Below are 3186 nucleotides of genomic sequence, written 5' to 3'. Positions count from 1 at the left end.
CTTCAGAACTAACACAGTGGACGCGAGCAACTGAGGACAAGCCCTCGGCCTATTAGTACCAGTCAGCTCCACCCGTTACCGGGCTTCCACATCTGGCCTATCAACCCAGTCGTCTACTGGGAGCCTTACCCTCTCAAGGAGGTGGGAATACTCATCTTGAAGCAGGCTTCCCGCTTAGATGCTTTCAGCGGTTATCCCTCCCGAACGTAGCCAACCAGCCATGCCCTTGGCAGGACAACTGGCACACCAGAGGTTCGTCCGTCCCGGTCCTCTCGTACTAGGGACAGCCCTTCTCAATATTCCTACGCGCACAGCGGATAGGGACCGAACTGTCTCACGACGTTCTAAACCCAGCTCGCGTACCGCTTTAATGGGCGAACAGCCCAACCCTTGGGACCGACTCCAGCCCCAGGATGCGACGAGCCGACATCGAGGTGCCAAACCATCCCGTCGATATGGACTCTTGGGGAAGATCAGCCTGTTATCCCCGGGGTACCTTTTATCCGTTGAGCGACGGCGCTTCCACAAGCCACCGCCGGATCACTAGTCCCGACTTTCGTCCCTGCTCGACCCGTCGGTCTCACAGTCAAGCTCCCTTGTGCACTTACACTCAACACCTGATTGCCAACCAGGCTGAGGGAACCTTTGGGCGCCTCCGTTACCCTTTGGGAGGCAACCGCCCCAGTTAAACTACCCATCAGACACTGTCCCTGATCCGGATCACGGACCGAGGTTAGACATCCAGCACGACCAGAGTGGTATTTCAACGGCGACTCCACAACCACTGGCGTGGCTGCTTCAAAGTCTCCCACCTATCCTACACAAGCCGAACCGAACACCAATATCAAACTGTAGTAAAGGTCCCGGGGTCTTTCCGTCCTGCTGCGCGAAACGAGCATCTTTACTCGTAGTGCAATTTCACCGGGCCTATGGTTGAGACAGTCGAGAAGTCGTTACGCCATTCGTGCAGGTCGGAACTTACCCGACAAGGAATTTCGCTACCTTAGGATGGTTATAGTTACCACCGCCGTTTACTGGCGCTTAAGTTCTCAGCTTCGCAACCCCGAAAGGTCACTAACCGGTCCCCTTAACGTTCCAGCACCGGGCAGGCGTCAGTCCGTATACATCGCCTTACGGCTTCGCACGGACCTGTGTTTTTAGTAAACAGTCGCTTCTCGCTGGTCTCTGCGGCCACCCCCAGCTCAGAGAGCAAGTCTCATCACCAGGAATGGCCCCCCTTCTCCCGAAGTTACGGGGGCATTTTGCCGAGTTCCTTAACCATAGTTCACCCGAACGCCTCGGTATTCTCTACCTGACCACCTGAGTCGGTTTAGGGTACGGGCCGCCATGAAACTCGCTAGAGGCTTTTCTCGACAGCATAGGATCATCCACTTCACCACAATCGGCTCGGCATCAGGTCTCAGCCTTAACGTGTGACGGATTTGCCTACCACACGGCCTACACCCTTACCCCGGGACAACCACCGCCCGGGCTGGACTACCTTCCTGCGTCACCCCATCGCTTACCTACTACCACCTTGGATCGCCGGCTCCACCACTTTCCTTTCCCCGAAGGGTCCGGAACGGCTTCACGGGCTTAGCATCAGAGGATTCGATATTGGGCGTTTCAAAGCGGGTACCGGAATATCAACCGGTTGTCCATCGACTACGCCTGTCGGCCTCGCCTTAGGTCCCGACTTACCCTGGGCAGATCAGCTTGACCCAGGAACCCTTAGTCAATCGGCGCACACGTTTCTCACGTGTGTATCGCTACTCATGCCTGCATTCTCACTCGTGAACCGTCCACAACTAGCTTCCGCTGCTGCTTCACCCGGCACACGACGCTCCCCTACCCATCACAGCGGGCGTTGGCCCTATTGCTGCAATGACACGACTTCGGCGGTACGCTTGAGCCCCGCTACATTGTCGGCGCGGAATCACTTGACCAGTGAGCTATTACGCACTCTTTCAAGGGTGGCTGCTTCTAAGCCAACCTCCTGGTTGTCTCTGCGACTCCACATCCTTTCCCACTTAGCGTACGCTTAGGGGCCTTAGTCGATGCTCTGGGCTGTTTCCCTCTCGACCATGGAGCTTATCCCCCACAGTCTCACTGCCGTGCTCTCACTTACCGGCATTCGGAGTTTGGCTAAGGTCAGTAACCCGGTAGGGCCCATCGCCTATCCAGTGCTCTACCTCCGGCAAGAAACACACGACGCTGCACCTAAATGCATTTCGGGGAGAACCAGCTATCACGGAGTTTGATTGGCCTTTCACCCCTAACCACAGGTCATCCCCCAGGTTTTCAACCCTGGTGGGTTCGGTCCTCCACGAAGTCTTACCTCCGCTTCAACCTGCCCATGGCTAGATCACTCCGCTTCGGGTCTAGAGCGTGCAACTCAATCGCCCTATTCGGACTCGCTTTCGCTACGGCTTCCCCACACGGGTTAACCTCGCTACACACCGCTAACTCGCAGGCTCATTCTTCAAAAGGCACGCAGTCACGAGATACAGCAAGCTGCATCCGACGCTCCCACGGCTTGTAGGCACACGGTTTCAGGTACTATTTCACTCCGCTCCCGCGGTACTTTTCACCATTCCCTCACGGTACTATCCGCTATCGGTCACCAGGGAATATTTAGGCTTAGCGGGTGGTCCCGCCAGATTCACACGGGATTTCTCGGGCCCCGTGCTACTTGGGAGATGAGCAAGCAAGCCGTACAGATTTCAGCTACGGGGGTCTTACCCTCTACGCCGGACCTTTCGCATGTCCTTCGCCTATCCATACGGTTTCTGACTCGCCTCACAGCCGGCAGACTGTGAAAGCTCATTCCCACAACCCCGCATGCGCAACCCCTGCCGGGTATCACACGCATACGGTTTGGCCTCATCCGGTTTCGCTCGCCACTACTCCCGGAATCACGGTTGTTTTCTCTTCCTGAGGGTACTGAGATGTTTCACTTCCCCTCGTTCCCTCCACACTGCCTATGTGTTCAGCAGTGGGTGACAGCCCATGACGACTGCCGGGTTTCCCCATTCGGACACCCCCGGATCAAAGCTCAGTTGGCAGCTCCCCGGGGCCTATCGCGGCCTCTCACGTCCTTCATCGGTTCCTGGTGCCAAGGCATCCACCGTGCGCCCTTAAAAACTTGGCCACAGATGCTCGCGTCCACTGTGTAGTTCTCAAGTA

The 3186-nt window shown here is 56.6% G+C and carries 1 rRNA gene; it reads right to left on the bottom strand.

The features are described from left to right. Nucleotides 1-32: 32 nt before the first annotated feature. A 23S ribosomal RNA gene (locus tag ACQKM2_RS40575) occupies nt 33-3151 on the bottom strand. Nucleotides 3152-3186: the final 35 nt, after the last annotated feature.

Source organism: Streptomyces sp. NPDC004126 (assembly GCF_050275515.1).
In the GTDB taxonomy this organism is placed as follows: domain Bacteria; phylum Actinomycetota; class Actinomycetes; order Streptomycetales; family Streptomycetaceae; genus Streptomyces.
This window is presented reverse-complemented; position numbering and strand designations above follow the sequence as displayed.